20 protein-coding genes and 1 pseudogene are annotated in these 21,585 nt (G+C 65.8%); 9 read left to right on the top strand and 12 right to left on the bottom strand.

The window, feature by feature from the left end:
* Window positions 1-32: 32 nt before the first annotated feature.
* A complete protein-coding gene (locus F0U60_RS06840) occupies window positions 33-1,568 on the bottom strand; it encodes a prenyltransferase/squalene oxidase repeat-containing protein (RefSeq protein ID WP_395815622.1) in 1,536 nt (511 codons plus the stop codon).
* A gap of 129 nt (window positions 1,569-1,697) precedes the next feature.
* On the bottom strand, window positions 1,698-2,438 hold the full coding sequence (locus F0U60_RS06835) for an HAD family hydrolase (protein WP_395815620.1): 741 nt from the start codon (window positions 2,436-2,438) through the stop codon (window positions 1,698-1,700).
* 338 nt (window positions 2,439-2,776) lie between these two features.
* Between F0U60_RS06835 and F0U60_RS06830 the strand changes: the two genes are divergently transcribed.
* Window positions 2,777-3,442, top strand: coding sequence for a DUF4386 domain-containing protein (locus tag F0U60_RS06830; protein WP_395815618.1), 666 nt, complete (start codon window positions 2,777-2,779; stop codon window positions 3,440-3,442).
* Here the strand turns inward: F0U60_RS06830 and F0U60_RS06825 are convergent.
* Window positions 3,432-4,025: a Crp/Fnr family transcriptional regulator gene (locus F0U60_RS06825; RefSeq protein ID WP_395815616.1), complete on the bottom strand. Its 594-nt coding sequence runs from the start codon at window positions 4,023-4,025 to the stop codon at window positions 3,432-3,434. The two genes, F0U60_RS06830 and F0U60_RS06825, sit on opposite strands and share 11 nt — an antisense overlap.
* A gap of 355 nt (window positions 4,026-4,380) precedes the next feature.
* Here F0U60_RS06825 and F0U60_RS06820 point away from each other — a divergent pair, with 355 nt between their 5' ends.
* Window positions 4,381-5,847, top strand: coding sequence for a S28 family serine protease (locus F0U60_RS06820; protein ID WP_395815614.1), 1,467 nt, complete (start codon window positions 4,381-4,383; stop codon window positions 5,845-5,847).
* 195 nt (window positions 5,848-6,042) lie between these two features.
* On the opposite strand, the gene F0U60_RS06815 is transcribed toward F0U60_RS06820, so the two are convergent.
* Window positions 6,043-6,561, bottom strand: coding sequence for a DoxX family protein (locus F0U60_RS06815; protein WP_395815612.1), 519 nt, complete (start codon window positions 6,559-6,561; stop codon window positions 6,043-6,045).
* Between the two features lie 716 nt (window positions 6,562-7,277).
* Between F0U60_RS06815 and msrA the strand changes: the two genes are divergently transcribed.
* Together msrA and F0U60_RS06805 are read left to right on the top strand one after the other, a co-directional pair.
* Window positions 7,278-7,910 carry a peptide-methionine (S)-S-oxide reductase MsrA gene (msrA, locus tag F0U60_RS06810; RefSeq protein ID WP_395815610.1) on the top strand — a complete coding sequence of 211 codons (633 nt, stop codon included), beginning with the start codon at window positions 7,278-7,280 and terminating at the stop codon, window positions 7,908-7,910.
* A gap of 380 nt (window positions 7,911-8,290) precedes the next feature.
* On the top strand, window positions 8,291-9,922 hold the full coding sequence (locus F0U60_RS06805; RefSeq protein ID WP_395815608.1) for a cellulase family glycosylhydrolase: 1,632 nt from the start codon (window positions 8,291-8,293) through the stop codon (window positions 9,920-9,922).
* Between the two features lie 303 nt (window positions 9,923-10,225).
* On the opposite strand, the pseudogene F0U60_RS06800 reads toward F0U60_RS06805, so the two are convergent.
* Both F0U60_RS06800 and F0U60_RS06795 read right to left on the bottom strand, forming a co-directional pair.
* A pseudogene (locus F0U60_RS06800) lies at window positions 10,226-10,531 on the bottom strand (DUF6188 family protein); the annotation flags it as partial.
* A gap of 174 nt (window positions 10,532-10,705) precedes the next feature.
* Entirely contained in the window at window positions 10,706-11,110 is a 405-nt protein-coding gene (locus tag F0U60_RS06795) for a RidA family protein (RefSeq protein WP_395815606.1), read from the bottom strand.
* Window positions 11,111-11,262: 152 nt separating this feature from the next.
* Between F0U60_RS06795 and F0U60_RS06790 the strand changes: the two genes are divergently transcribed.
* Window positions 11,263-12,168 carry a LysR family transcriptional regulator gene (locus F0U60_RS06790; RefSeq protein ID WP_395815604.1) on the top strand — a complete coding sequence of 302 codons (906 nt, stop codon included), beginning with the start codon at window positions 11,263-11,265 and terminating at the stop codon, window positions 12,166-12,168.
* A 47-nt stretch (window positions 12,169-12,215) separates the two neighbouring features.
* On the opposite strand, the gene F0U60_RS06785 is transcribed toward F0U60_RS06790, so the two are convergent.
* Window positions 12,216-13,061 (bottom strand): alpha/beta fold hydrolase, encoded by an 846-nt coding sequence (locus F0U60_RS06785; protein ID WP_395815602.1) that lies wholly within the window; start codon window positions 13,059-13,061, stop codon window positions 12,216-12,218.
* 241 nt (window positions 13,062-13,302) lie between these two features.
* Here F0U60_RS06785 and F0U60_RS06780 point away from each other — a divergent pair, with 241 nt between their 5' ends.
* A complete protein-coding gene (locus tag F0U60_RS06780) occupies window positions 13,303-13,878 on the top strand; it encodes a PadR family transcriptional regulator (RefSeq protein WP_395815600.1) in 576 nt (191 codons plus the stop codon).
* A gap of 28 nt (window positions 13,879-13,906) precedes the next feature.
* On the opposite strand, the gene F0U60_RS06775 is transcribed toward F0U60_RS06780, so the two are convergent.
* On the bottom strand, window positions 13,907-14,881 hold the full coding sequence (locus tag F0U60_RS06775) for a hypothetical protein (RefSeq protein ID WP_395815598.1): 975 nt from the start codon (window positions 14,879-14,881) through the stop codon (window positions 13,907-13,909).
* A 331-nt stretch (window positions 14,882-15,212) separates the two neighbouring features.
* Here F0U60_RS06775 and F0U60_RS06770 point away from each other — a divergent pair, with 331 nt between their 5' ends.
* Entirely contained in the window at window positions 15,213-16,790 is a 1,578-nt protein-coding gene (locus F0U60_RS06770) for a polysaccharide lyase family 1 protein (RefSeq protein ID WP_395815596.1), read from the top strand.
* A 65-nt stretch (window positions 16,791-16,855) separates the two neighbouring features.
* Here F0U60_RS06770 and F0U60_RS06765 read toward each other — a convergent pair whose 3' ends face one another.
* On the bottom strand, window positions 16,856-17,029 hold the full coding sequence (locus tag F0U60_RS06765) for a DUF4010 domain-containing protein (RefSeq protein WP_395815594.1): 174 nt from the start codon (window positions 17,027-17,029) through the stop codon (window positions 16,856-16,858).
* A complete protein-coding gene (locus F0U60_RS06760) occupies window positions 17,029-17,427 on the bottom strand; it encodes an MgtC/SapB family protein (protein WP_395815592.1) in 399 nt (132 codons plus the stop codon). The genes F0U60_RS06765 and F0U60_RS06760 overlap by 1 nt, the downstream gene beginning before the upstream one ends.
* A gap of 229 nt (window positions 17,428-17,656) precedes the next feature.
* Between F0U60_RS06760 and F0U60_RS06755 the strand changes: the two genes are divergently transcribed.
* The gene (locus F0U60_RS06755) at window positions 17,657-18,016 is read left to right on the top strand and encodes a hypothetical protein (RefSeq protein WP_395815590.1); all 360 of its coding nucleotides are present in this window, start codon (window positions 17,657-17,659) and stop codon (window positions 18,014-18,016) included.
* A 38-nt stretch (window positions 18,017-18,054) separates the two neighbouring features.
* Window positions 18,055-19,848: a hypothetical protein gene (locus F0U60_RS06750; protein ID WP_395815588.1), complete on the top strand. Its 1,794-nt coding sequence runs from the start codon at window positions 18,055-18,057 to the stop codon at window positions 19,846-19,848.
* A 17-nt stretch (window positions 19,849-19,865) separates the two neighbouring features.
* On the opposite strand, the gene F0U60_RS06745 is transcribed toward F0U60_RS06750, so the two are convergent.
* Complete coding sequence (locus tag F0U60_RS06745) at window positions 19,866-20,624, bottom strand: DUF3050 domain-containing protein (RefSeq protein WP_395815586.1); 759 nt, start codon at window positions 20,622-20,624, stop codon at window positions 19,866-19,868.
* Window positions 20,625-20,834: 210 nt separating this feature from the next.
* Window positions 20,835-21,554 (bottom strand): TetR/AcrR family transcriptional regulator, encoded by a 720-nt coding sequence (locus tag F0U60_RS06740; protein WP_395815584.1) that lies wholly within the window; start codon window positions 21,552-21,554, stop codon window positions 20,835-20,837.
* Between the last annotated feature and the right edge of the window lie 31 nt (window positions 21,555-21,585).

The following is a 21,585-nucleotide window of genomic DNA, read 5'->3' as shown; positions in this document are numbered from 1 at the left end:
CAACGGGGTGTGTACCGACACCCTGACCGACCTCAACAACTTGCATCCTCGCGAGCCTCCAGGCAGGCAGGCATGGCCAGCACGTGGTTGAGCGCCAGCAGGGCGAAGATGTCGGAGAGGACTGGGACGTTGTACGCGATGGGCCTCGGGCCCGCCTGATCGGGAATGGACGGGAACCGGCCGTCCGCCTGCTGCTGGTGGACGAGGTACCTCACGCCGCGCTCGCGCGTGGCGTGCTCGTCGAAGTGGCTGAGGGCAATCAGCGCGTACGACGTGCTGATGGGATCGCTGGCATCGCTGGCCCGTTGTCCCCAGCCACCGTCCTCGTTCTGCGAGCGCCGCAGGTACTCCAGGGAGGCCTGCTCTACCCGCTTCACCTCTTGCCGGAGCCCGGAGGCGCTCTCGGGCAGCAGCCGCATCGCCAACAGGGCGCGGAAGATGGCGTTCGTCTCGCTCAAGCTCCAGCTGCGCTCGAAGGTACCATCCGCCTTCTGGTGGGCGGTGATGTAGCGGATGCCCCGCGTGATGAGCGCGGCGTGCTGCTCGCGGTTGGGGGCTAGGGCGTTGAGCGCGCCCGCTGTCATGGCGATCTCCGGCTTGCTCCCCGCGACGAAGGTCGGGAAGCCACCGTCACTGCCCTGCATGTCCACCAGGTACGCCTCGGCCCGCGCGATGGCCTGGGAATAGCGCGCCGGCTCCAGGGTCCGCAGGAACTCCAGGCAGTATGCCGTGTCGTCCACGTCCGTCTGGTGCACGCCCTGGACATAGGCCCAGCCACCATCGGGCTGCTGCTCGCCCACGAGGTAGTCCGCCATGCGGTGCAGCAGGGCCCTCCTGGCCCCGGCCTCCACCAGCGCCAGACCCGCCGTGGCCGTGCAGAAGATCCCCATCCCGGTGATGAAGGGGATGATGCCTCCATCCGCGTTCTGCACTGAGACCAGCCGGTCAATGCCGTTCTGGACCGACAGGTGGTGCCGCGGAAAGTGCCGCAGCGCCAGCAGCGCAAGGATGTTGGCCAGCAGGGGCTTCTCCCGGGTCCCGTTCGTGCTCTGGGTGACCGTCAGCAGCTCCTCGTCCTCGGGGCTGATCCACTCGGGGTGACCGCTCCCCATCGCATGGAGGATGCGCAGCGCGGCCACCGTCACGTGCACCCAGCTTTGATACTTCTCCTCGCCACTGCCCGAGAAGTCATCCTTCGTGAGCCCGGGGTCGAACGGTGCCAGCCCCAGCACCGCCATGAGCACGCTGAACATCATCCGCTTGCGCCGGTGGGTGAAGTGATTGAAGCGCGCCAGGTACGCCCTGAGCACCTCCGGGTCCTTGCGCGTGCTCTCCCCCAGCGCATGCCGGCGCAGCACGGCGTGGAGCGGATCCACCCGCTCGTCGATGCACTGGGCCCGCAGGTAACCCAAGATCTTCCCCCGCACCTCCGGGTACAGGCCCAGCTGCTCCAGCAGGTGCAGGCTCAGCACCGACTCCAGGACGCGGCTCTCACACTGGCCCCGCACACACCCGTCCTCGCCCACCTGGGTCTCCAGGTACTCCCGGAGCCGCTCCCTCGCGGCCATGACCTTGAGCTCCATCGAGGGGTGCGCCCATCGGCCAATCTCGGACGCGGGAGCATTCATGAATGCGGAGGGGTGCATAGAGGTCCTGTCAAAGAGAGCGCGTGACAACTCGAGAGGTGAGGCGGGAGGTCAGCCATGGGGCTTGGGCGAGGCCTCGCGAGCGGGCGCCGCGAGCAGCTCCCGGGTGCGCTCGAGCACATCCTCCCGCGTGGCCACGGCCCAGCCGCGTTGCTGGGCGAGCACCCGCAGAGCGGGCTCGGGTTCGAAGGCCAGGGGCAGACCCAGGCGCTCGAAGAGGGCTGAATCGGTGAGCGAGTCACCCAGGGCGAAACACCGCTCCAGGCGCACGTCCTGCCCGCGCGTCACCGCGTCGAAGATCCGGCTCTTCTCGCCCAGGGCTCCCGACGACAGGTCCACGCCGCCCGTGTAGTGGCCCTCGCGGCGGGAGAACAGGGCACCGCAAGCCAGGGAGACGCCGAGCTCGTCGGCGACGCGTTGAATCATCTCCTGGGGGCTTCCCGAGATGATCACACACCCGTAGCCCGCCTCCCGCAGCAGGCCGACCAGGGGCCGCACGAAGCCGAAGAGCTTCCGCCGCTCCTCCTCCCACACCTTCCAGGCCAGCGCGTCGACGGTGTCACACCGGATGCCTTCGAGGGCCTGGGCGTAGAGGGTGTAGGCGCGAGTGGCCATGGTGGGGAAGTCGATGGCCCCCTGCTTGTACTGGCGGAGGACCTCGAGGACCCCTTCGGCGCGGGTGCGGTGGCAGGCACCCGCGGCCATCAGGGCCCGCAGCAGCTCGACGCCCAGGGCTCCCGGGTAGAGCGTTCCATCGACGTCGAGAACCGCAGCCTTCAGCTCGTTGCTCATCCCCATGGCACCTCGGCGGCGGTTCTAGCCAAATCCAGCGGACTGGCCCGCCGCCGGGCCAATCCTCCGAGGTCACATCCCTTCATTGACACCCCAGGCAGCGGGCTGACCCCATCATGAGAAACACATGATGCACCCAGGGTAGAGCATCAGGCGTTGGTGGAAATCACCCGAAAGCACATGAACCGCTTCACCCGGAAGAGGGAGCGAACGCTCAAAGGCGGCCCGCGGCTCTCCTAACGCCGTCCTCGCATTTATTAACCCTCATCAATGCGGGCGAGGGCGCCCCTCTCTACTTTCGAGGCCACCACGTCGCTGAACGTTCTAGAGCCCTCGAGATGAACATCACCCGCCTTCACTCCCGCGCCCTGGGGATTCTCTTTCTCCTTCCGTTCTTCGCCTACGGCATCGGCACCGCGCTCATCACCTCCGTCCTGAGTGAGCCGGGGCACCTGGCCGCGGTGGCCGGTCAGCGGACGCCGTTTGTCGGGGGCGCGCTGCTGCTCTTGTTGAACTCCGTCACCGTCGTCGGGATTGGCGTGCTGTTCTTTCCGATACTCCGCGAGCGCAGCCCGAGCATCGCCGTCGCGTACGTCTGCACGCGGGTAATGGAGGCGCTGCTCCTCATCGTTGGGGTGGTGTTCCTTCTGTCCATCCTGCAGCTCGGAGAATCCGCGCAAGGGCAGACGACGCCGGAGCTGGAAACCCTGTCCAAGCTTCTCTCGAAGGGGAACTTCTGGGCGTACCAACTCGCGATGATCATCCTGGGGGCCGGCAGCGTGGCGTTCTGCCTGTCGCTGTACCGGTCCCGGCTTCTGCCCTCGTTCCTCCCGCTGGTGGGCGCGGTGGGCTACGGACTTCTGGCGCTGGGGTCCGTGCTCGAGCTCTTCGGGCTGCCGTGGGGCACCCTCTTCTCCGGGCCCGGGGGCCTGTTCGAGCTGTTCCTCGGCGGCTGGCTCATCGCCAGGGGGTTCCGGACGGTCACGCCAGCCGTCACGGCGTAGCCGGCTTGCCGCGCGTGGCGATACGCTTTCGGATCCGACTCAGCGACTCGGGCTTCACGCCGATGTAGCTGGCCAGCTGGTACTGGGGAATCCGCTGGAAGATATCCGGTCGCGCCTTCGAGAGCTTGAGGTACCGCTGCTCCGGGCTATCGGTGAGATAGGAGGCGAGCCGCTCCTGCTGTTCCGCCAGGACCTTCTGCATCACCATCCGGGAGATGCTCTCGAAGCGCGGGAAGCGCCGATACAGGTTCTGCTCGCGTTGCTCGGTGCCCACCACCACCGTGGTGTCCTCCGCGCAGACCAGGAAGTGCTCCGCCGGGGTCCGGTTCATCATGCTGTGAATCGAGAGGACCCAGTCGTCCTCGGTGAAGAACCCGTTGCTCCGCTCTTCACCGTCGACGACGTAGTACTGGCGGACGCAGCCCTGGAGGACGAAGTAGGCCTCGGTGCAGACCTGGCCCGCCATGAGCAGGTGCGTGCCTTTCGGACAGGTCTTCACCACCATGCTGTCCAAGATGGCCTGGGCTTCCTCGTCCGACAGAGGCGTGACGCGGCGGAAGTAGTCAACGAGCTTGTGTTTCATGAGGGCGCTGCGCGACCGGCAGGAGGCCCATCATCCCACCGGATCGGCGGACGTAGCCCGGAAAAGAAATGGCCAGGCCCATGCACCTCGCGCGCCAACCCGCAAGCCCTCGGATGCATTCAGCGCCAGGTGGGTTCAGCTCCCATCCCGCGTATCGAGTCCTCTGACACCTTCGTAGGGGCCCGCACGCGAGCGGTCGAGAGGTTTTTGGGACGCCAGCCGGGCCGTTCCCTCATTTCCTCCCGAAAGCCCGGGGCCCCCTGGCCCCTCACGCGCGGAGTGGAGATGAGCCCACCTGAAATCTTGAAGCCCGCTGGTGCCCATCCCAAGTGATACCCCAACTGGAGGAGTGTGAATGAAGCGGTCAGGAAGAGCTGGCGTTTCCATTGCGGCATGGCTGATGACGGCCGCCATGCTGCTGCAAGCATGTGGTGACACGACCCTGTCGGAGCCCGGGGCCCCGGCCAAGAACCCAGTGCAGACCGCGGGAGCGCTGGAGGCAGGGGCGGATTCGGAGGACATCCTCGCGCGGCTCCAGTCCATCCCCGGCCTCACGGTGGTGGGTGAGGTGGCCTCGCCCTTCCCGGGCACGCGCTTCTTCCAGCTCTACTTCGAGCAGCCGGCGGACCACCGCAATCCCGAGGGGGAGCGCTTCCAACTGCACGCCACGCTGCTGCACCGCTCGGTGGACGCGCCCGTGGTGCTGTACTCCAGTGGCTACGGCGTGGAAGGGCTCCCCTGGCAGTACGAGCCCACCTCATTGCTCGGCGCCAACCAGCTCTCGCTGGAGCACCGCTTCTTCGGCCTGTCTCGGCCGGCTTCCAATGACTGGAAGCTGCTCGACATCCGGCAGGCCGCCGGCGACTACCACCGCATCATCCAGGCCTTCAAGCCGCTCTACTCCGGGCGGTGGCTGACCACGGGCGGCAGCAAGGGCGGCATGGCCGCCGTGTACCACCGCTACTTCTATCCGGACGACGTGGACGCCACCGTGGCGTACGTGGCGCCCAGCGTGCATGGGCTGGACGACGTGCGCTTCGTCCACTTCCTCGACCAGGTGGGGGACGAGGACTGCCGCGCGAGGCTCCGCGCCTTCCAGCAGGACGCCTTGCGGCGCCGCGAGGAGCTGCTCCCCTTCGTGGAGGCGCTGGTCACCTCCTCGGGGGAGAGCTTCGAGCAGATTGGCCTGGACCGTACCCTGGAGTTCGCCGTCGTCGAGATGCCCTTCTACTTCTGGCAGTACGGCAACGCGTCCCGCTGCTTGGAAATCCCCGCGACTGGCGCTCCGGCGGAAGCGGTCTTCGCCTTTCTCGACAACGTCGTCGGCCTGGTCTCCACATACGGGGACGGGGCCCTCGACTACTTCGCGGCCTACTACTACCAGTCCGCCACGGAGCTTGGATGGAACCGCTACCCCACGCGGCACCTGCACGGACTGCTGCGCTACCCGCGCCAGGACGTGCCCACCACGTACCTGCCCTTTCCCGTGGAGGAGCGGTTCAATCACGGCCTCATGCTCCGCGTGGAGCACTGGGTCCGCCGCCAGGGTGAGCGGATGCTGTTCCTCTACGGAGACCACGACCCCTGGTCCGCCGGCGCCTTCGAGGTGCGGGAGCGCAATGACTCCTTCCGCTTCTACGTGCCGGACGCCAACCACACCAACGCGCGCATCGTCCGCCTGCCCGAGCCCGAGCGTACCCTGGCCCTGTCGCGGCTCTTCACGTGGATGGGGGTGACCCCGCCGACCACCGGTGCTCGGGCCTTGGGGACCGAGGCCGCGGGGGACGTTGCGCCCATGGTGGTGGAGCGCTCCCGGCTGTAGTCCCGGCGACCCGAGGGCACCGGCGCCGCCCGGTGCTCCCGGACTCAACCGGCTCTCCATGAGGCCCCTGTCCGAGTAGCCAGGACGAAGGACTTGCTCAGCGCACGGCCGCGGTGCGGCCACGCCAGTCGGCGGAGCTCCACCGTTGGCGCCCTCAAGCGGGGGCGGAGACGGAACAAGGTGAGCCCCATCCACTCAGGTCGTGGCCTCTCCGGAGGCTCGAACCTGGAAGGAGGGCATTGGATTGACCACCAGATAGAAGGAGATCAACAGCAGGGCCACCTCCAACGGCAGCCGCCAGGCCTGGGTCGTGACGGCGATGTTATTCATGCGCACCGGGTGGCCGAGCGCGTTGGGCAGGCCCACCGTGAAGAAGGCCACCAGCATGTCCACCATCAGAGGAAGGGCTGTCAGGCGGGTGAGGTGCAAGGAGAAGGAGCGCGGCAGGAAGGCGGCCACCATCAGGAGCATGCCGCAGACCATCTCGACCCAGCAGACCATATAGGCATTGAAGAGCGGGAACGGCACGCCGATGGCGCTGAGGTATATCGCGAAGCCTTCCGGACCCCGAGGCAGGACGACGGCGTCAGTCCCGAGGTGGATGGATGCGAAGAACTTCACCTGGCCGAGGAAGACGAACACCACCCCTGCAATGACTCGCAGGGCAAACCGGTGTGGGGATTCCACGAAGCGAGCAGAATCACGAGGGCTCATGACGTCTCCTTGGGTATGTGTTTGGCTTTAAATCCAGACAGCACGACTGATTCGCATACACCCGTGCCGGGCCCCAAGCCGGGTGGAATGGCCTCGACGACGTCCACGTCCAGGGCGCCACGGCACACGTGGGGCCACCAGGATGCCTCCCCTATGGATTGCTTCGGCCCCCTACCAGCCGGTCGGTCGGCCCGGCTTTCACTGCAAGTTGCACTGGGAAATACCTCAAGTCAATAGCTTATCAATCATGTTTTCTCAATAACAATCCATACTTAAGGAGGGGGCGCTGCGCCTCGGCCCATCAGCCATGAAAAAGCCTGTTCAAGCCGGAAAGGTTTCAAAGGACTCATATCCCGAAATGGTGTCGAACACATCGTAAAGCGTTGAGGTCGATGCGTCGGGTCTAGCGTGTGGACGGGGCCCGGTATCAGCGCGCTCGCGGAAGCCGCGTGAGCCGCAGTCCATCCAAAGGTGAAGGCATCCAAGGACACCCTCGCCCGGCTCCTGCTGCATCCACGTGCCATCCACAAAGCCCGCGGGCGACAGGCTGTCCGAATCACCTGGTCCGCATGGGTCTCCCGCTCGGGGAATGAAATCCGTTTTTCCTGAATTAAACAAATACAGGAGAAATGGATCGGCTCCCGTGATGAAACCTGAAGGGAGGGTCCCGCGTATTCGCCCGGAGCGCCCACGCCGGGCGTCTGGAGTGCGAACCCATGTCATCTACCCGTCCCGTTGCTCTCTCCCCCCTCCGCCTGTTGCCCATGGCCCTGGCCCTGCTCGTGGTGTCGAGCGCCTTCACCGAGGCGCGCGGCGCTCCGCCGGCCAGGACGTCCAATGCCGTCAAGGAAGCCCTGACGGAGACGGCCTATCTGGCCGGAGGGTGTTTCTGGGGAATGGAGGATCTGCTGCGCAAGATTCCGGGGGTCCTGGAGACGGAAGTCGGTTACACGGGCGGCTCGAAGACCTTCTCCCACCCCACCTATAGCGACGTGAGCACGGGGAAGACGGGGCACGCGGAGGCCGTGCGCATCGTCTTCGACCCGAAGGTGCTGACGTACGAGACACTGCTGGAGAAGTGGTTCTTCCGCATGCACGATCCGACGACGCTCAACCGGCAGGGCAATGACGTGGGCACGCAGTACCGCTCCGCCATCTTCTACCTCTCGGAGGAGCAGCGCCGGGTGGCCGAGGCGGTGAAGGCCCGGGTCAATAAGTCGGGCAAGTGGCCGCGCCCGGTCGTCACCACCATCACCGCCGCGGGCGAGTTCACCCCGGCCGAGGCGTATCACCAGGATTACCTGGTGAAGAACCCCAACGGCTACACCTGCCACTACATGCGGGACTGAGGCTCCCGAGGCCCACGGCGGTCCTCGTCTCCTGGCGGAGGCTGATGCGCTCCGTGCGGAAAGAGGACTCGCCGTGGACACCTCCCCGGGTTACTGGACGGTCCAGGCTGCGGTGGCCTGCCTCGTGGAGGCATGCCCCAGCACCGGCCTCCGCTGAGTCGCGTCTCTCCCAGAAGCCTCCACTCCAGTCCACCAGCTTTCCCACCTTCTTGGACAGGTGGGCGCGCCGGTACTGCATGAAGCAACACACTTACGCCAAGACACTCTGCCTGCCTCCACATCTCTTGGGGAGAACCCACTCATTCCGCAGTATTCATTGAAAACCTGTTTCAGGCACGAATAGAATCATCGAGTCACTTGGTCAAGAAACGGAGTTTTCCATGAGTCTGCACTTGTCTCTGTGGTTCAAGCGTGCTTTCCGCATCTGTGTGGCCATGCTTTTCCTGCCGGTGGCTGCATTCGCTCAGACGCTTCCGCCGGCGTCGCAGGTGGCCGGCCAGATCACCATCGGCTGGAACCTCGGAAATACGCTCGAGGCCATCTGCGGTGAAACCGCATGGGGTAACCCGACCGTCACCCAGCAGTTCATCAACAGCGTCAAGGCCGCTGGGTTCAATGCCGTGCGCATTCCAGCTGCCTGGGATTGCCACGCCGATCAGAGCACGCTCACGATCGATCCGGCATGGATGGCTCGCGTGAAGGAGGTGGTCGATTACGCCTACGGCCAGGGGATGTATGTGATCCTCAACATTCACTGGGATGGTGGCTGGCTCGAGGAACACCCGCTGTATTCGCATCAGCAGGCCGTCAACCAGAAACAGCGCGCCTACTGGACGCAGATCGCCAACACTTTCAAGAACTACAACGAGCGCCTGCTGTTCGCCGGCACCAACGAGGTACATGCCGACTACGGCACGCCGACGACCGAGCACATCGCCGTGCAGCAGTCGTACCTCCAGACCTTCGTCGACGCCGTGCGCGCGACGGGCGGGAACAACGCATCACGGACACTCGTGGTGCAGACCTACAATACGAACAGCTGGCACGGCCTCGATTACTTCTTCCTGCCGTCGGACACGATCGCGAACCGGCTGATTGTCGAAGTGCACCACTACGACCCCTACGACTACACGCTGAACCCCAACAACACTTGCTTGTACTGGGGCGCCCCCTATCCGTCTCAGAGCGCATGCACCTGGGCTCAGGAGGCCTACCATGACGACCTGTTCGCGCGCGTGAAGGCGAAGTGGATCAACCAGGGTGTCCCGGTGATCATCGGCGAGTACGGCGTGGCGACGCGTCCGAACCTCAACCTGGAATCGCGGCAGTACTACCTCGAATACGTCAATCGCGCCGCGGCTGCCAACGGCATCAAAACCTTCTACTGGGACAACGGCGTCAACCCCAGTCAGACCAACGGCTTCGCCTTGTTCAACCGGAACAACGGAGCCGTCGTCGATCAAGGCGCGCTGGATGCCATACGGCGAGGCGCCGGTACCAGCACTCCGAACAGCTTCACGCTCACGGTCACGAAGTCGGGTGCGGGCAGCGGCACGGTGACGTCGTCGCCGTCGGGGATTGATTGTGGAAGCACGTGCAGCGCGAACTACTCGAGCGGCACGTCCGTAACCCTCTCTGCCGCTGCGGCGAGCGGCTCGACCTTCGCCGGATGGAGCGGTGCGTGCAGTGGCACAGGAACCTGCACGGTGTCGATGACGGCCGCGCGTTCGGTCACTGCGACGTTCAACACGAGCGGAAGCAGCACGACGTGTTCCAACCCCATCACGTTTTCAGGCAGTACAGGCAACTTCAACACGACCGGTGCTGTGTGCTATCGGACCAACGCCAACATCAACGGTTGGGGTTGCCACAACTTCGACGGCCGGACGCTCACCGTAGGTGGGCAGGCGCGAACCTGTAGCCAAATGCCTCTGACGCGCTCATCCGACGGTTACTACTACTTCGCCGTGTCGGGTGGGACGTACCCGTGGGCGGGCTTGTACACGTGGTAGGCCTCGGCGCATAAGGCCGTGTGGAGGGTGAGGGCTGGGGCGCAGGGGCTGCGGACAGGGGCAGGCTCAAGACGAAGCTCAAGGTGCAGCGCCACGAGCGAGGCCAGCTCGCCCGGCTGCCGCTCGCGGCTTCAGCGGAAAAAGAAAACCCCGGCTCGCCTGATGGTGGCCGGGGCGCTGCTGCATCCAGTGGAGGCGGCGGGAATCGAACCCGCCGCCGGAGGCCTCTAGAGAGAGCGCTCCAGAGCTCCCAAGAAGGTCCTGTCGGTGATGCCGGTGGCCCTGGCCCTCGACAGATAACGGTCAGCGTTGCACGAACACACAGCGCCCGACACCGCCGTGGACGGTGAGCCCCTCGTCATTCGTGTAGTGCCAGTTTTCGAAGGGGCCGTCGGGGACGAAGAGTTCCCGGCCGTCCTCGAAAGAGATGCGCAACTGCCCATGTCTGTCGGCACGTGCCGAGACGATGGGAACCTCGAGGAACGACTCGAGGACATTCACGACTCCTGGCTCCAGGGGCGAGAAATAGCTCTCGGCTCCGGACGCCCGGACGTGGAACTCCCCATGGATGTCGAGCACGCTGTGCTTCGGGTCGTCGAAGCTCAGCCGGGCCGTTCCCCTCGCACTTCGACGAGCTGAGTCCCCTCGAGCGGAAGGTGATTCGAGTACTTCGCCATGACGCGGAGCCTACACGGATGGCGGGTCTTGGCGTACATGAAGGGAGCACGAAGCGCCCCGCAGTCAATCGACCGTGGGGCGCTCGTGCGCAGGTTGCCGCGTGGGTCAGTCCACGACCGCGGTGGCTTCGATCTCGACGAGGACGCCCGGCTCGAAGAGCACAGAGACCCCGATCAGCGAGGCCGGCGCCGGCACGAACTGCAACTCCTTGGCGACCTGCTCGATGCCGGCAAGGAAGGCGGGCATCATCTCGCGCTTCCAGTCGACCACATAGACCGTCAGTCGGACGACGTCGCGGAACGTCGCCCCGGCAGCCGCAAGGGCGATGGCGACGTTGCGGTAGGCCTGTGCCACCTGTCCAGCCAGGTCACCCCGCGCGACGAGCTGACCCTCCGCGTCATACGCGACCTGCCCTGCGATGTGCACCTGCCGGGTGCCGGTGGCGATAGCCACCTGTCGATACACGTCGGGCTTCATGAGTCCATCGGGGTTGATCAGGGTTACGGGCATGGGTGAGCTCCAGTTGGCAGTGTCGAATGAAGAGTTCCGGGGACGTCGCCGCCCCCAACTTGAAGGGGTGATTGCCGCCCTCGTATACCGAGCCCATTGACGAACGGCGTTCCCCACTCCGGCGACGCGGGAGCTACAATGGGAAGCCCTCAATGAAACGCGCCCAGCTGGATGAGATCTTCGCCTTCATGTCCGTCGTGGACGCGGGCAGCTTCGTGGGAGGCGGCCGCGCCCTCGGTCTGACGCGCTCGGCGGCTGGCAAGGCATTGGCCCGGCTGGAATCCCGCCTCGGGGTGCGCCTGCTCAATCGCACGACGCGCCACCTGAGTCTCACCGACGAGGGCCGCGTCTTCCATGAACATTGCCTGCAAGTCCTGGCGGCCCTGGACGAAGCGGAAGCCAGCGTCGGGCAGCGCACGGGCACCCCCCGGGGGGTTTTGCGGCTCACCGTGCCCGACGCATTCGGCAGACTGCATGTCCTACCCTTGCTGCGGGACTATCTGCGGACCTGGCCCGAGGTGCAGGCGGAGGTGAGCTTCACCGATCGTGTCGCGGATATCATCGAGGAGGGTTACGACCTGGCCGTGCGCATCAATGCGCCCAGCACCGATACGCGCCTGGTTTCCCGGCTCGTGGCTCAACACCGGGCGGTCGTCTGCGCCGCGCCCTCCTACCTCGAGGCGCGCGGCGAACCCGCGACGCCGGAGGAGCTCGCGACGCATGAGTGTCTGATCTTCAGTAGTCGGACGCGACGACAGAGCTGGCGTCTGCGCCAGAAGGGCGGCGCCTGGGTGAAGGTGGAGGGGCGAAGCCGCCTTCGTCTCGACAGTGGTGAGGCGCTCCGGGATGCGGCCGTCGCGGGACTGGGCATCGCCGCTCTTCCCGGCTTTCTGGTCGACGAAGACCTGGCGAGAGGGCGGCTCAAGGCACTGCTACCGTCTTGCGAGACGGAGGACGTCCGGATCTTGGCGATCTACCCGAGCAAACGTCACCTGCCGGCGAAGGTGCGACGCTTCATCGACCTGATGGTCGAGCAATGGAGCGCGAAGTCGCCCTAATGCCCTGCGGGTTTCGACACCTCGTCCCCAACGAATCGTCTGACCCCCTAAGAAGCGGCCGGATCCGCGCTGCCAATGCGGCTCTCCAACCACGGACGAATCATGGGCACGACCTGCGTCGCCTGCATGGCCTGCATGTGATTGAGCCCCTCGAGCACTCGCACATCCCAGCCGAGCTCTTCCAGCTGTGTGCGTCCGTTCACGATCGGGCCTGCCAGGTTCACGTGGACATCGCCCCAGCTCTTGCCGTACCGCATCTCGTCTGCCGAGCCCACGAAGCAGAGGCGGGCACACGTGAACCGCGATTGGGCGGCTCGGTCGTCGAATCCCTGCAACGCCTGATAGAGGGTGACGAACTGTCGAGTCTGCTCCCGCGACAACGCCACGGACGACCATTCGGAGTCATCCGCGCCCCGCGCACTCGGAGCGGCGCTCGCCAGCTCGTGGGCCGCCGTGGTGACCCGAAGCATCTCCACGTAGGGCCCGTTGAGCGGCGGGAATCCGCCTATGACGAGCGCCGACAGTCGCTCGGTCCGGATGGCGAGTTGCATCCCGATCATGGCGAGCCATGAGTACCCGTAGTAGGCGAACCGCTCCGCTCCCGCGGCATCGGCCACGGAGAGGAGATCCGCGACGACGTTGGCCGGCGTCAGCGTGTCCGGTTTCGGAGTGCGCAGGATATGCCCCTCATAGCCGACGGCGACCACTCGAAAGGCGGTGCTCAGACCCTTGATGAGGGATTGGCCCAGGGCCGGATCGGCACCGTACTTCCGCATTTCCTCTGCCTGCGGGCCTTCAACCGGTCGCGGATTGACCGGCAGCAGCAGGGTTGGCCCCTCACCGTGGACCTCGAACTCGATGGTGCTTCCGTCATGCAACCTCGCTTCAGGCATTTGCGTGACCTCCTGGCGCGAGAGCGCCACTGGTTGATGCGCGCTCGTTTCTGAACCACCTTGTTCGAAGGCGGATTGCTTCCCCGGAACCCCAGCGGGGAGCATCCCTGCCCCCTCCGGTATTCAAACTTGAGTACAGCTATCTAAACACCCAGCGCTCTGTAGTCAAGTTAGACTAGTGACGTGCTCGGGGAGACCTCGCTGCTGGCGAGCGGGCCGCCCAGGTGACAGGAGACGGGTGATGGCCATATCGGTGGTGAGACTTCTCGTGCTGGGCGTCATTCGGATGCGCGGACAGGCGGCGCATGGCTACGCCGTGCATCGCGAGCTCGTCACCTGGAGGGTCGACACCTGGACCCGAGTCAAACCTGGCTCCATCTACCATGCGCTCAAGCAGCTCACGAAGGAGGGGAAGCTCCGAGCCGTCGGCGTGGAGGAGAGCACCGAGGGGCCGGGCAGAACGCTCTATGAGCTGACCCAGGAGGGCGAAGCGGAGTTTCGTGAGCTCCTCGACGCGGCCTTGTCGAGCATCGAGTGGGAGGAGCTCGGGGCGGGGGTCGCATTCATGCAGACGCTGCCGCGACACCACGTCATCCGCCTGTTGAAAGAACAGCACCGCCGAGCCACGGAGATCCACGTCGGCTTGGAAAAGATGGTTCCGATGTTTCCCCACCGCGACCAACCGCCACACACTCAAGACCTGCTCGCGCTGTGGAGCGGAGGAATTGCTGCGACGGCTCGCTGGACCGAAGGGCTGCTCCAACGACTGGAGGCAGGTGAGTATGTGATGGCAGACGACACGAAGCGTCCTCAGTAGCGCGAGGCGAAGTTCCGCGCGATGCCGCTCAGCGGATGCCTTTGAACTGGAAGGCGAGCGCAACCCACGGCATGGCCTGGCTCACCTCCGTGCCCGTGCGGTAGCGGTGGCTGAGGAACCACTGCGAGAGGAGCACCACGGTGGGCGCGTTGAAGAGCCGGTCAGGCTCGTCATGAAAGGTGTAGGAGACGAACGGGCCCACCCGGTGAATGGTGGGGTTGAGCCCGGTGTCCGTCTCTCCGGTCGGGTAGTCCTGGGGCCGGAAGAAGCTACCCGTGGCCGTGTAGCGCAGGCCCACCGTCAGGCGGCCCGCCAGGTAGAGCACGTCCGCGTCGTTGCTCGCCACCCAACCCCCATTGGGGACCACCGCGTCCAGCACCGGCTCATAGAAGACGCGGTCTCCGTCGCGTAGCCGCAAGTCGAAGCTGAAGAAACGAGGGTTGCTGCGCACTGCGATGGGGCCCACCTTGAACTGCAGCATCGCGGCCAGGGTCAGCAAGGAGCCGCTGGAGACATAGTTCGTCCCCCCTACCCCACCGAGCTCCGCCAGGCGCCGGTCGCTCGCGTCCGAGTTGGGGCTGGGGAAGGACTGCAGGTAGTTCAAGTTGCCGAACCAGCCGACCCCCTCGTAGGAGGCGGACAGTTGCAGCATGGGGAACGGCTGGAGCTCCACGCCGAGGCCGCCGCGCACCAGGGCCGGGCTCACGAAGGCCACGGGCCCCAGGCTGACGAAGTTGTCCTTCAGCATGGGCGACTCGCTCTCGTACAGGCGGTAGCGCACCTGGAAGGTGAGGTTGGTGAAGAGTCCCGTGGGGTTCGCGCGCGCGGCGATGCCCACCCTGTAGAAGGTGTGGAGGCGTGGAATCTCCCGCGTGGGCGCATCCTCCTGCCGTGGCACCGCAGCCCCTGGCACCTGCGAGCCCTGGGCGAGCGCTCCCGGGGACGCGAGCACCACCAGCAGCCCCCACAGACATCCACCTGCCACTGCGCTCCTCATTCTCATGATGGTTCCGCCTTCCCGTGCATGTGCGTGAACCTCAGCCAGAGACGAGACGGGAGGCCAAGGCAACGCAGAGCTTCTCCCATCCTGTCAGAGTCGGCGGACTCAGAGTTTCATCCGGTGGAAAAACCATCCCACACCACGAAACGTGTGCAATTCAGGACATTCTGGATATAAAAACAAAGATGCCATTACTCCTCGCGCGGCTGCGTGGAGTGCCCTGGGAGTGGCACGCCCGATGCGCTCTCAATCGCTACCGCCGAGCTCCACGCGGTCCGCGAATGGTCCCCCCCACTCGGGAAACGGCTGCTTTCTCAAAGAGATACAGAACATCATGAAAGTGGAATCCAAGAAGAAGGGAACGACGTCTTCCGCGGTATTTCTGGCGGTAGCCCTGATGGCGGCCTGTGGAGGTGATGATGGTTCCGTCACGAGCCCCCTCTCCACCACCGCTCCGCTGGCGGCCGCAGCCGCGCCTACCGCGGTGATCGATGCGAAGACCCTGACGGATACCACGGCCCCTCTGTTGATTCCGCAGGCCGGGACCCGGACCTACAGTGCTCCGGTCGAGACGGATAGCGGCCATGAGCCGTCCAATTACAAGCCGGCGCCGGTGGTCCCGAAGATCGTGCCTGCCACCAGTGATCCAACGGGAGGCGTGCTGACCTTTGAGCGCGAAACGGCCCCCCTGGAGGGTTGGCACGCCTGGGCGCGCAACGGAGCGGCTGGCACGCATCGCCAGGTGCTGGTCACCGGCGGCTCCTCGGCGGCGGCCAACCGGATCTACACCGTCTTCACCAAGGAGCAGCTGGTCAATGCCATCCGTGAGGCCCGGAACGAGCCCAAGATCATCCGGGTCGTTGGGCACATCGACTTCCGGGTGGATGGGGGCGTGTTCCGGGAGTACACCAGCTACGACGATCTCAAGAACGGAGGCACGCTCTTCATTCCGTCCAACACCACGCTCGTGGGAATCAACGACGCGAATGGCAAACCCGCCAAGATTTCCGGCACACAGATTCTGATCGGCAACGAGAACGCCAACTTCGAGTTGGATTTCAAGGCGTGGGTGGCCGCGGGCAAGAACCCGGACGCCTTCCCGGGTTGGACCCGCAACGTCATCGTCCGCAACCTGGCCATCGACGTCATGTGGGACGTGAACCCGGAGGATTCGGCCAATGCCTATGCCGACGGCATCTGCGTCTCCTGGGCGCAGAATGTCTGGATTGACCACATCACCCTGACGGATCTGCCGACGCCTTCGTCCATGTCCTCGGATACCCGCCATGACGGAGGCCTGGACGTGGTGCGTGGCTCCGATTACGTCACCATCTCCAACAGCCATTTCACCGTGCACGGCAAGATGAGCCTGGTGGGCAACAGCGATGGCGGGCGCCAGTGGAGTGATGAGGGCCGTCTCCATGTCACCTTCACCGGAAACCACTGGGAAGGCGTGAACAGCCGGACGCCGCGCGTGCGCTATGGCCAGGTGCACATCTACAACAACCTGGTGACGGGCGACACCAAGCCGAGCGTCGCCAATGGCACCCTTCCCGCCGGCGTGGCCCCGTCCGACGTCAAGTTCGAGAGCGCGATCGGCGTGGGCTTCAAGGCCGACATCCTGGCGGAGAACAACTATTACAACATGAAGACCCTGAAGCCGAAGGAGGTCTGCGGCAAGTTGGTGGTCGATCATGGCAAGGGAGTGAGCTTCCGCAGCAAGGGAGCCCGCTTCCTCAGCAACAAGGACGACGCAGGCAAGCCCATGACGGCGACGATCGACGTGGAGCTGCAGGGCTGTGACGGCATCCCGGTGGCCAATCTCTGGACGCCGCCCTATGGCTACACCCTGAAGACGGCGGACGACGCCAAGGCAGAGATTCTGGCGAACGTCGGCGCTGGCAAGCTGTAATCCGCCGCGGGCCGGAAACCCAGCCCGCGCTGCCGGAGCAGGAGGCGCTCAAGGCAGGCGCCTCTTCATACGAAGCAGGCCGTAGGCCGCTCGCGCGCCCGGCGGTAGAGCAGCGCGCTGGCCACCAGCAGGGTGAAGGCCATGGCCCCCATGGGCACCGCGACGAGGCGCACCATGGGCGGGTTCACCACGGCCACCTCCACCATCACCCGGACGAACATGAGCGAGGAGGCCAGCATCACCGCCAGCGCGCCCCCCTGACGCAGCTCGCGCGTGGCCCCCCGGGCCCGAGCACCTCCTGCGTCAGCGCGAGCGCCCCCAGCAGGTAGCTGAGCAGCAGCGCCACCTCCGAGGTGAGCCCGTGCGAGCGGCCCTGCCGCACGTCTCCCGCATAGGACACCACCAGCAGCGCCCCCAGCGCCGCGAGCGACAGCAGCATCAACCACGGGCCGAACTGGCGCGCCACCAGCACCGAGGCGGCTCCCGCCAGCGACACCAGCGGGTAGGTGCGCGAGCCGCCGAGGAAGGACTCCCGGCCCTCACGCGGATCCGGCGCCGAATACTCGCGCTCCTGGCCAATGAGGAAGCCCGAGGCCAGGACGAGTCCGAGGGAGAGGAAGGGCTCGTAGGTGTCCATGGGCCTCCTCTATCAGACAGGCCGCGGCCGCTCAGCGGGTCACCTTGCGTGGAGGTCGGGTCAGCCGCAACTCGCCGGACCACATGACCCTGGCTTGCAACATTCCGCTGTACGTGGGCATTGATGGACCGCTCGCGGTGACACTCGGATCCGGAGTATAGGAAGCACCCGCTTCCTCCCAGGCCGGTGTGAGGGAGCACGAACGCACCCAATGGGGGGGCTCACCATCATGACGCTCAAGACGCTCGCTTCCGCCACCACACTTCTACTCACGCTGTCGCCGCTGACCATTGCCTCGGCGCAGTCCGACCTCGATGAGGTCTACGTCTTCGAGGCGGTGGACAGCTACGATACAAAATCGGATAGGCAGTTTTCGGTCACCGGCATCATCCGCGGTGAGCCGACCCCCAAGACCATCGATTTCGACGAATACACCACGTACGCGGAATACGGCAATTTCGTACGCACGTGCGAGCGCCTGTCGCTCATGGCCATGAGCAAGCCCGGCCAGTACCTGCTCGAGGTGCGCCGCACGATGAACTGGGGGGGCTACTATCAACTGACGGGCTGCCGCCTCACCCGCCGCTAGTCCCCCACATCCCGGACACGGACAAGCGGAGGGGCAACATGATGCGATGGATGTGGTTGGCACTCGCGCTAGCGCTGGGCGGTATCCAGCTCGGCTGTGGAGAAGACGCGAACGAGGACTCCGACAGAGACGGAGTCGTGAACAGTGAGGACTGCGACACCACCTCGTCCCTGCGGTGGAGGCGGGTGCAGGCCTATGACGATGCGGACAGGGACGGGCATGGAAGCGGCGAGCTGATCTGGGTCTGCGCCGGGCATAACCTGCCCTCGACCGTCGCCGCCGAGGCGGGCGACTGCGCGCCCACGGACTTCAAGCGGTGGCGGACGCTCGAGGGGCTCTACTACGTGGATGCCGACCAGGACGGCGTGGGCAAGGGCCCCCTCGTCACCGCGTGTGTCGGCGCAGAAGTGACGGGCTACACGCAATCCCAGGGCGAGGACGACTGCGACGACGCGAACCCGCAGGTGTGGGCCGTGCGTATGCTGTTCATAGACGAGGACAAGGATGGCGCTGCGGGCGGCGAGCCCGTGCGGCACTGCATCGGCGCCACGCTGCCTCCGGGCACCTCCGAGACCGCAACGGACTGCGCGCCCCAAGATGCCTCGCGCTACACACCCATCAGCTACCGATTCCGGGACGCGGACGGAGATGGAGCCACCGTGCCCGAGGAGGGCACTGTGTGTAGCAATGGGAAGCTGCCGACGGGCTATCGTCTCGAGCCCGCGGCCCAGACCGACTGCGATGACACCCGCTCGTCCCAGTGGCAGTGGCTCGACCTGTACCCCGACGCCGACGGTGACCTCGTGGGCAGCGAGCCCGCGGAGCAGCGCTGCTCCGGCCTGAATCCAGAGCCCGGCTATGTCCGAACCGCGGGCGACTGCGCTCCAGAGGACAGGAATCGCTGGGAGATGAAGTCCTACTCCTACCGGGACGCGGATGGGGACGGCGCCTGGGCGTCCTCAGGGGGACAGGTGTGCAGCGGCTCTTTCCTCCCAAGCGGATACTCCACCTGGGCCAGCGCCCCCACCGACTGCGATGACACCAACGCGGCGGCGCGCGTTACCTGGAACGTCTTTCCGGACACGGACCATGATGGCGTAGGCGCGGGCTCCAACGAGACGCTCTGCGCGGGCCCCACGCGGCCGTACGGCTACTCGGATAAGGGGACGGACTGCGCACCTGAGGACGCCTCGCGCTGGCAGGGCCTCACCTACCAATACCGCGATGCCGACGGAGACTCCTTCACCGTGGCCGCTGGCGGCTCCCTCTGTGCCGGTACCCATCTGCCCGCGGGCTACACGAATACCTCCAGGGGCAACGACTGCAACGACTCCCGCGCGGACGTGTACCAAGGCATCCAGGCCTACGCGGACATGGACGGAGATGGCGTGGGTGCCGGGAGCGCAGAGTCCTTCTGCACGAACGGCGCCTCTCCTGCTGGCTACTCACTCCAGGGCACCGACTGCGCCCCGGAGGACGCACTGCTCTGGCGGAAGCTCTCCTACAAGTACGTGGATGCTGACGGCGACGGCTACACCGCGTCCTCCACGGGCGAGGTGTGCACGGGCTCGACGCTGCCTCCACCCTATGCCAACACCGCCTCCGGCAATGACTGCGACGACACCGACCCCGCCCTCTACCTCTGGCGCGTCCTCTACCCGGACAACGACGGCGATGGTGTGGGTGCACCTCCTCGCGCCGTGATGTGCCTCGATGATGGCCCCGTTCCCCCGGGCTACTCCATCTACGGGTTTGATCCGGACGACTCCAACCCCGTCGTCTCGCATCCCGCCCAGGACCCGGAACTCGAAGTCCTCCTTTTCGATGATTGAGCTGCCGACAAAGCCGCTCACTCACGAGAAGCCAACACGCCGTCCCACAGCTTCGCCCGGGCGCGCAGAGCGGACACGGCCGCCTCCTGTGCTTCCCTCCAGCGCTCCCGGTCCTCTCCACACAGCCGACACAGGAGCTGCTCCGCCCGGACGCCGTGCTCCTCACCGTCGAGTTGGATGTGCCGCTCCAGGTACAACCGCAGCGAGGAGCACCCGGTGCCCAGCGGCTTCACGGCCGTGAGGATGCGCTCGAAGACGGCGGGGAGCAGGGACTCGCGACCCAAGAGGAAGGCCGCCGCCACCTGATGGGGGCGCAGCCGAGTCGATGCCAGGGTGTGGCTCACGAAGGCCCGCGCCGCCATGGGCGCGTGCTCCAACGCCCTCTCCAGCGAGTGACCGAGACGCAGGGCTTCGAGGAAGCGCAGCACCGCGCCATCGTCCGCGCCCACCTCGCGCATGGCCTCCCGGTACAGGTCGAAGTGGCTCTGGTACACCCCGGGCTGGACCTCATCCGTCTCCTCGCCTAGGACGATCTCGTTGATCATCCGCGCGCACTCGATGTCCGCCGGGGGTGCCCAAGGCACCTCCACACAGGTGAGCTGCCGCTGGAGCGTCTTGAGCAGGCTCATGAAGTCCCACACAGCGAACACGTGGGCACCCATGAAGGTGCGCAAGGCATTCAAATCAGAGAGCCGCTCGTACACGGGATGACGCAGGAGCGCCTGACGCGACTCGTCCGTGGCGGACAGGAGCCTGGAGAGAGAATCAGAATTCATGGGTTGTGCAGGAATGAGCTCAAGCGTAAACGCCCCAGGAGAGAGGCGCTAACCTGCCTCGAATGAATGTCCCCACGGGCGTGCTGGAGCGAAGAAGGTCGCCTTCTCGCGCCTGGCTGGGGCATTGTTCGCACGCCATCCCATGAACAACGACCCCTATGATCTCACTTGTCGGGTGGGAACGTGAAACAGGGAGGTGCTGCGCCGCGCCTACTTCGCCTGACGCCGGGGGGAGACAGAACGCCCCTTGCCGCCTGGCGCGGGGCTGCCGTCGGTGAAGAGGTAGTGCTCGATGATGGGCACCACCTCGCCCAGCCGGCGCTCACGCCACTCCGCGTCGCTCATCTCGGCCCAGCCCTCCAAGGGCAGCAGGGCGAAGGTGGTGAGCAGCAGCGTGCCCACGTGAACCACCGCGGCCTCGGGATCCAACTCCAGGCGGATGCGCCCCTCCTGCTGTCCCTGACGCAGCGTGTCCGCCATGAGGCGCAGCCACGGCTCCACGCCCTGTCTCAGACGCGTGAGCTGCTCTCGGTCCCCGTCCAGCAGCTCGCGCAGCATGACGCGGGCAGCGTGGGGATCTGTGTCGAAGAACTCGCGGATCTGCGCCATGGCCCGCTCCAGCCGCTCCTCACCCTTGCCGGTGAAAGCACCGAGCAGCAGCAGCAGGTGGCGGTTGGAGTGCTCGATGAGGGAGTCGACGACGGCGGCGTGGAGCGCCTCGCGCGAGGGATAGTGGTAGAGGAGGGCCTGCTTGCTGATGCCCACGGCCAGAGCCACGTCGTTGACGGAGATGGCGCCGAAGCCGCGTTGGGCGATGAGGCGGGTGGCCGCCTGGAGGATGCGCTCGCGCGGTTCCGCCACGGGGGCCTTGCCCGCACGAGGCCCGCGAGCCTTCACGTCTCCGGCACTGGAGGGGTGTTTGCGCCGCATGGATATGCGGGGAGAACTATCCCATGGCGCG

Source organism: Archangium minus (assembly GCF_044360475.1).
In the GTDB taxonomy this organism is placed as follows: Bacteria; Myxococcota; Myxococcia; order Myxococcales; family Myxococcaceae; genus Archangium; species Archangium minus.
Note: the sequence above shows the minus strand (reverse complement) of the source record. Positions and strands in the feature narration are given on the sequence as shown.

Coding starts and splice junctions, on each gene's coding strand:
- F0U60_RS06840 (WP_395815622.1), bottom strand. CDS start 1,568: ATGGCCGCGAGGGAGCGGCTCCGGGAGTACCTGGAGACCCAGGTGGGC.
- F0U60_RS06780 (WP_395815600.1), top strand. CDS start 13,303: ATGGCCATATCGGTGGTGAGACTTCTCGTGCTGGGCGTCATTCGGATG.
- F0U60_RS06760 (WP_395815592.1), bottom strand. CDS start 17,427: ATGGACACCTACGAGCCCTTCCTCTCCCTCGGACTCGTCCTGGCCTCG.
- F0U60_RS06795 (WP_395815606.1), bottom strand. CDS start 11,110: ATGCCCGTAACCCTGATCAACCCCGATGGACTCATGAAGCCCGACGTG.
- F0U60_RS06755 (WP_395815590.1), top strand. CDS start 17,657: ATGACGCTCAAGACGCTCGCTTCCGCCACCACACTTCTACTCACGCTG.
- F0U60_RS06805 (WP_395815608.1), top strand. CDS start 8,291: ATGAGTCTGCACTTGTCTCTGTGGTTCAAGCGTGCTTTCCGCATCTGT.
- F0U60_RS06765 (WP_395815594.1), bottom strand. CDS start 17,029: ATGCTGGCCTCCTCGCTCATGTTCGTCCGGGTGATGGTGGAGGTGGCC.
- F0U60_RS06745 (WP_395815586.1), bottom strand. CDS start 20,624: ATGAATTCTGATTCTCTCTCCAGGCTCCTGTCCGCCACGGACGAGTCG.
- F0U60_RS06835 (WP_395815620.1), bottom strand. CDS start 2,438: ATGAGCAACGAGCTGAAGGCTGCGGTTCTCGACGTCGATGGAACGCTC.
- F0U60_RS06770 (WP_395815596.1), top strand. CDS start 15,213: ATGAAAGTGGAATCCAAGAAGAAGGGAACGACGTCTTCCGCGGTATTT.
- F0U60_RS06790 (WP_395815604.1), top strand. CDS start 11,263: ATGAAACGCGCCCAGCTGGATGAGATCTTCGCCTTCATGTCCGTCGTG.
- F0U60_RS06815 (WP_395815612.1), bottom strand. CDS start 6,561: ATGAGCCCTCGTGATTCTGCTCGCTTCGTGGAATCCCCACACCGGTTT.
- F0U60_RS06830 (WP_395815618.1), top strand. CDS start 2,777: ATGAACATCACCCGCCTTCACTCCCGCGCCCTGGGGATTCTCTTTCTC.
- F0U60_RS06775 (WP_395815598.1), bottom strand. CDS start 14,881: ATGAGAATGAGGAGCGCAGTGGCAGGTGGATGTCTGTGGGGGCTGCTG.
- F0U60_RS06740 (WP_395815584.1), bottom strand. CDS start 21,554: ATGCGGCGCAAACACCCCTCCAGTGCCGGAGACGTGAAGGCTCGCGGG.
- F0U60_RS06820 (WP_395815614.1), top strand. CDS start 4,381: ATGAAGCGGTCAGGAAGAGCTGGCGTTTCCATTGCGGCATGGCTGATG.
- F0U60_RS06785 (WP_395815602.1), bottom strand. CDS start 13,061: ATGCCTGAAGCGAGGTTGCATGACGGAAGCACCATCGAGTTCGAGGTC.
- msrA (WP_395815610.1), top strand. CDS start 7,278: ATGTCATCTACCCGTCCCGTTGCTCTCTCCCCCCTCCGCCTGTTGCCC.
- F0U60_RS06825 (WP_395815616.1), bottom strand. CDS start 4,025: ATGAAACACAAGCTCGTTGACTACTTCCGCCGCGTCACGCCTCTGTCG.
- F0U60_RS06750 (WP_395815588.1), top strand. CDS start 18,055: ATGATGCGATGGATGTGGTTGGCACTCGCGCTAGCGCTGGGCGGTATC.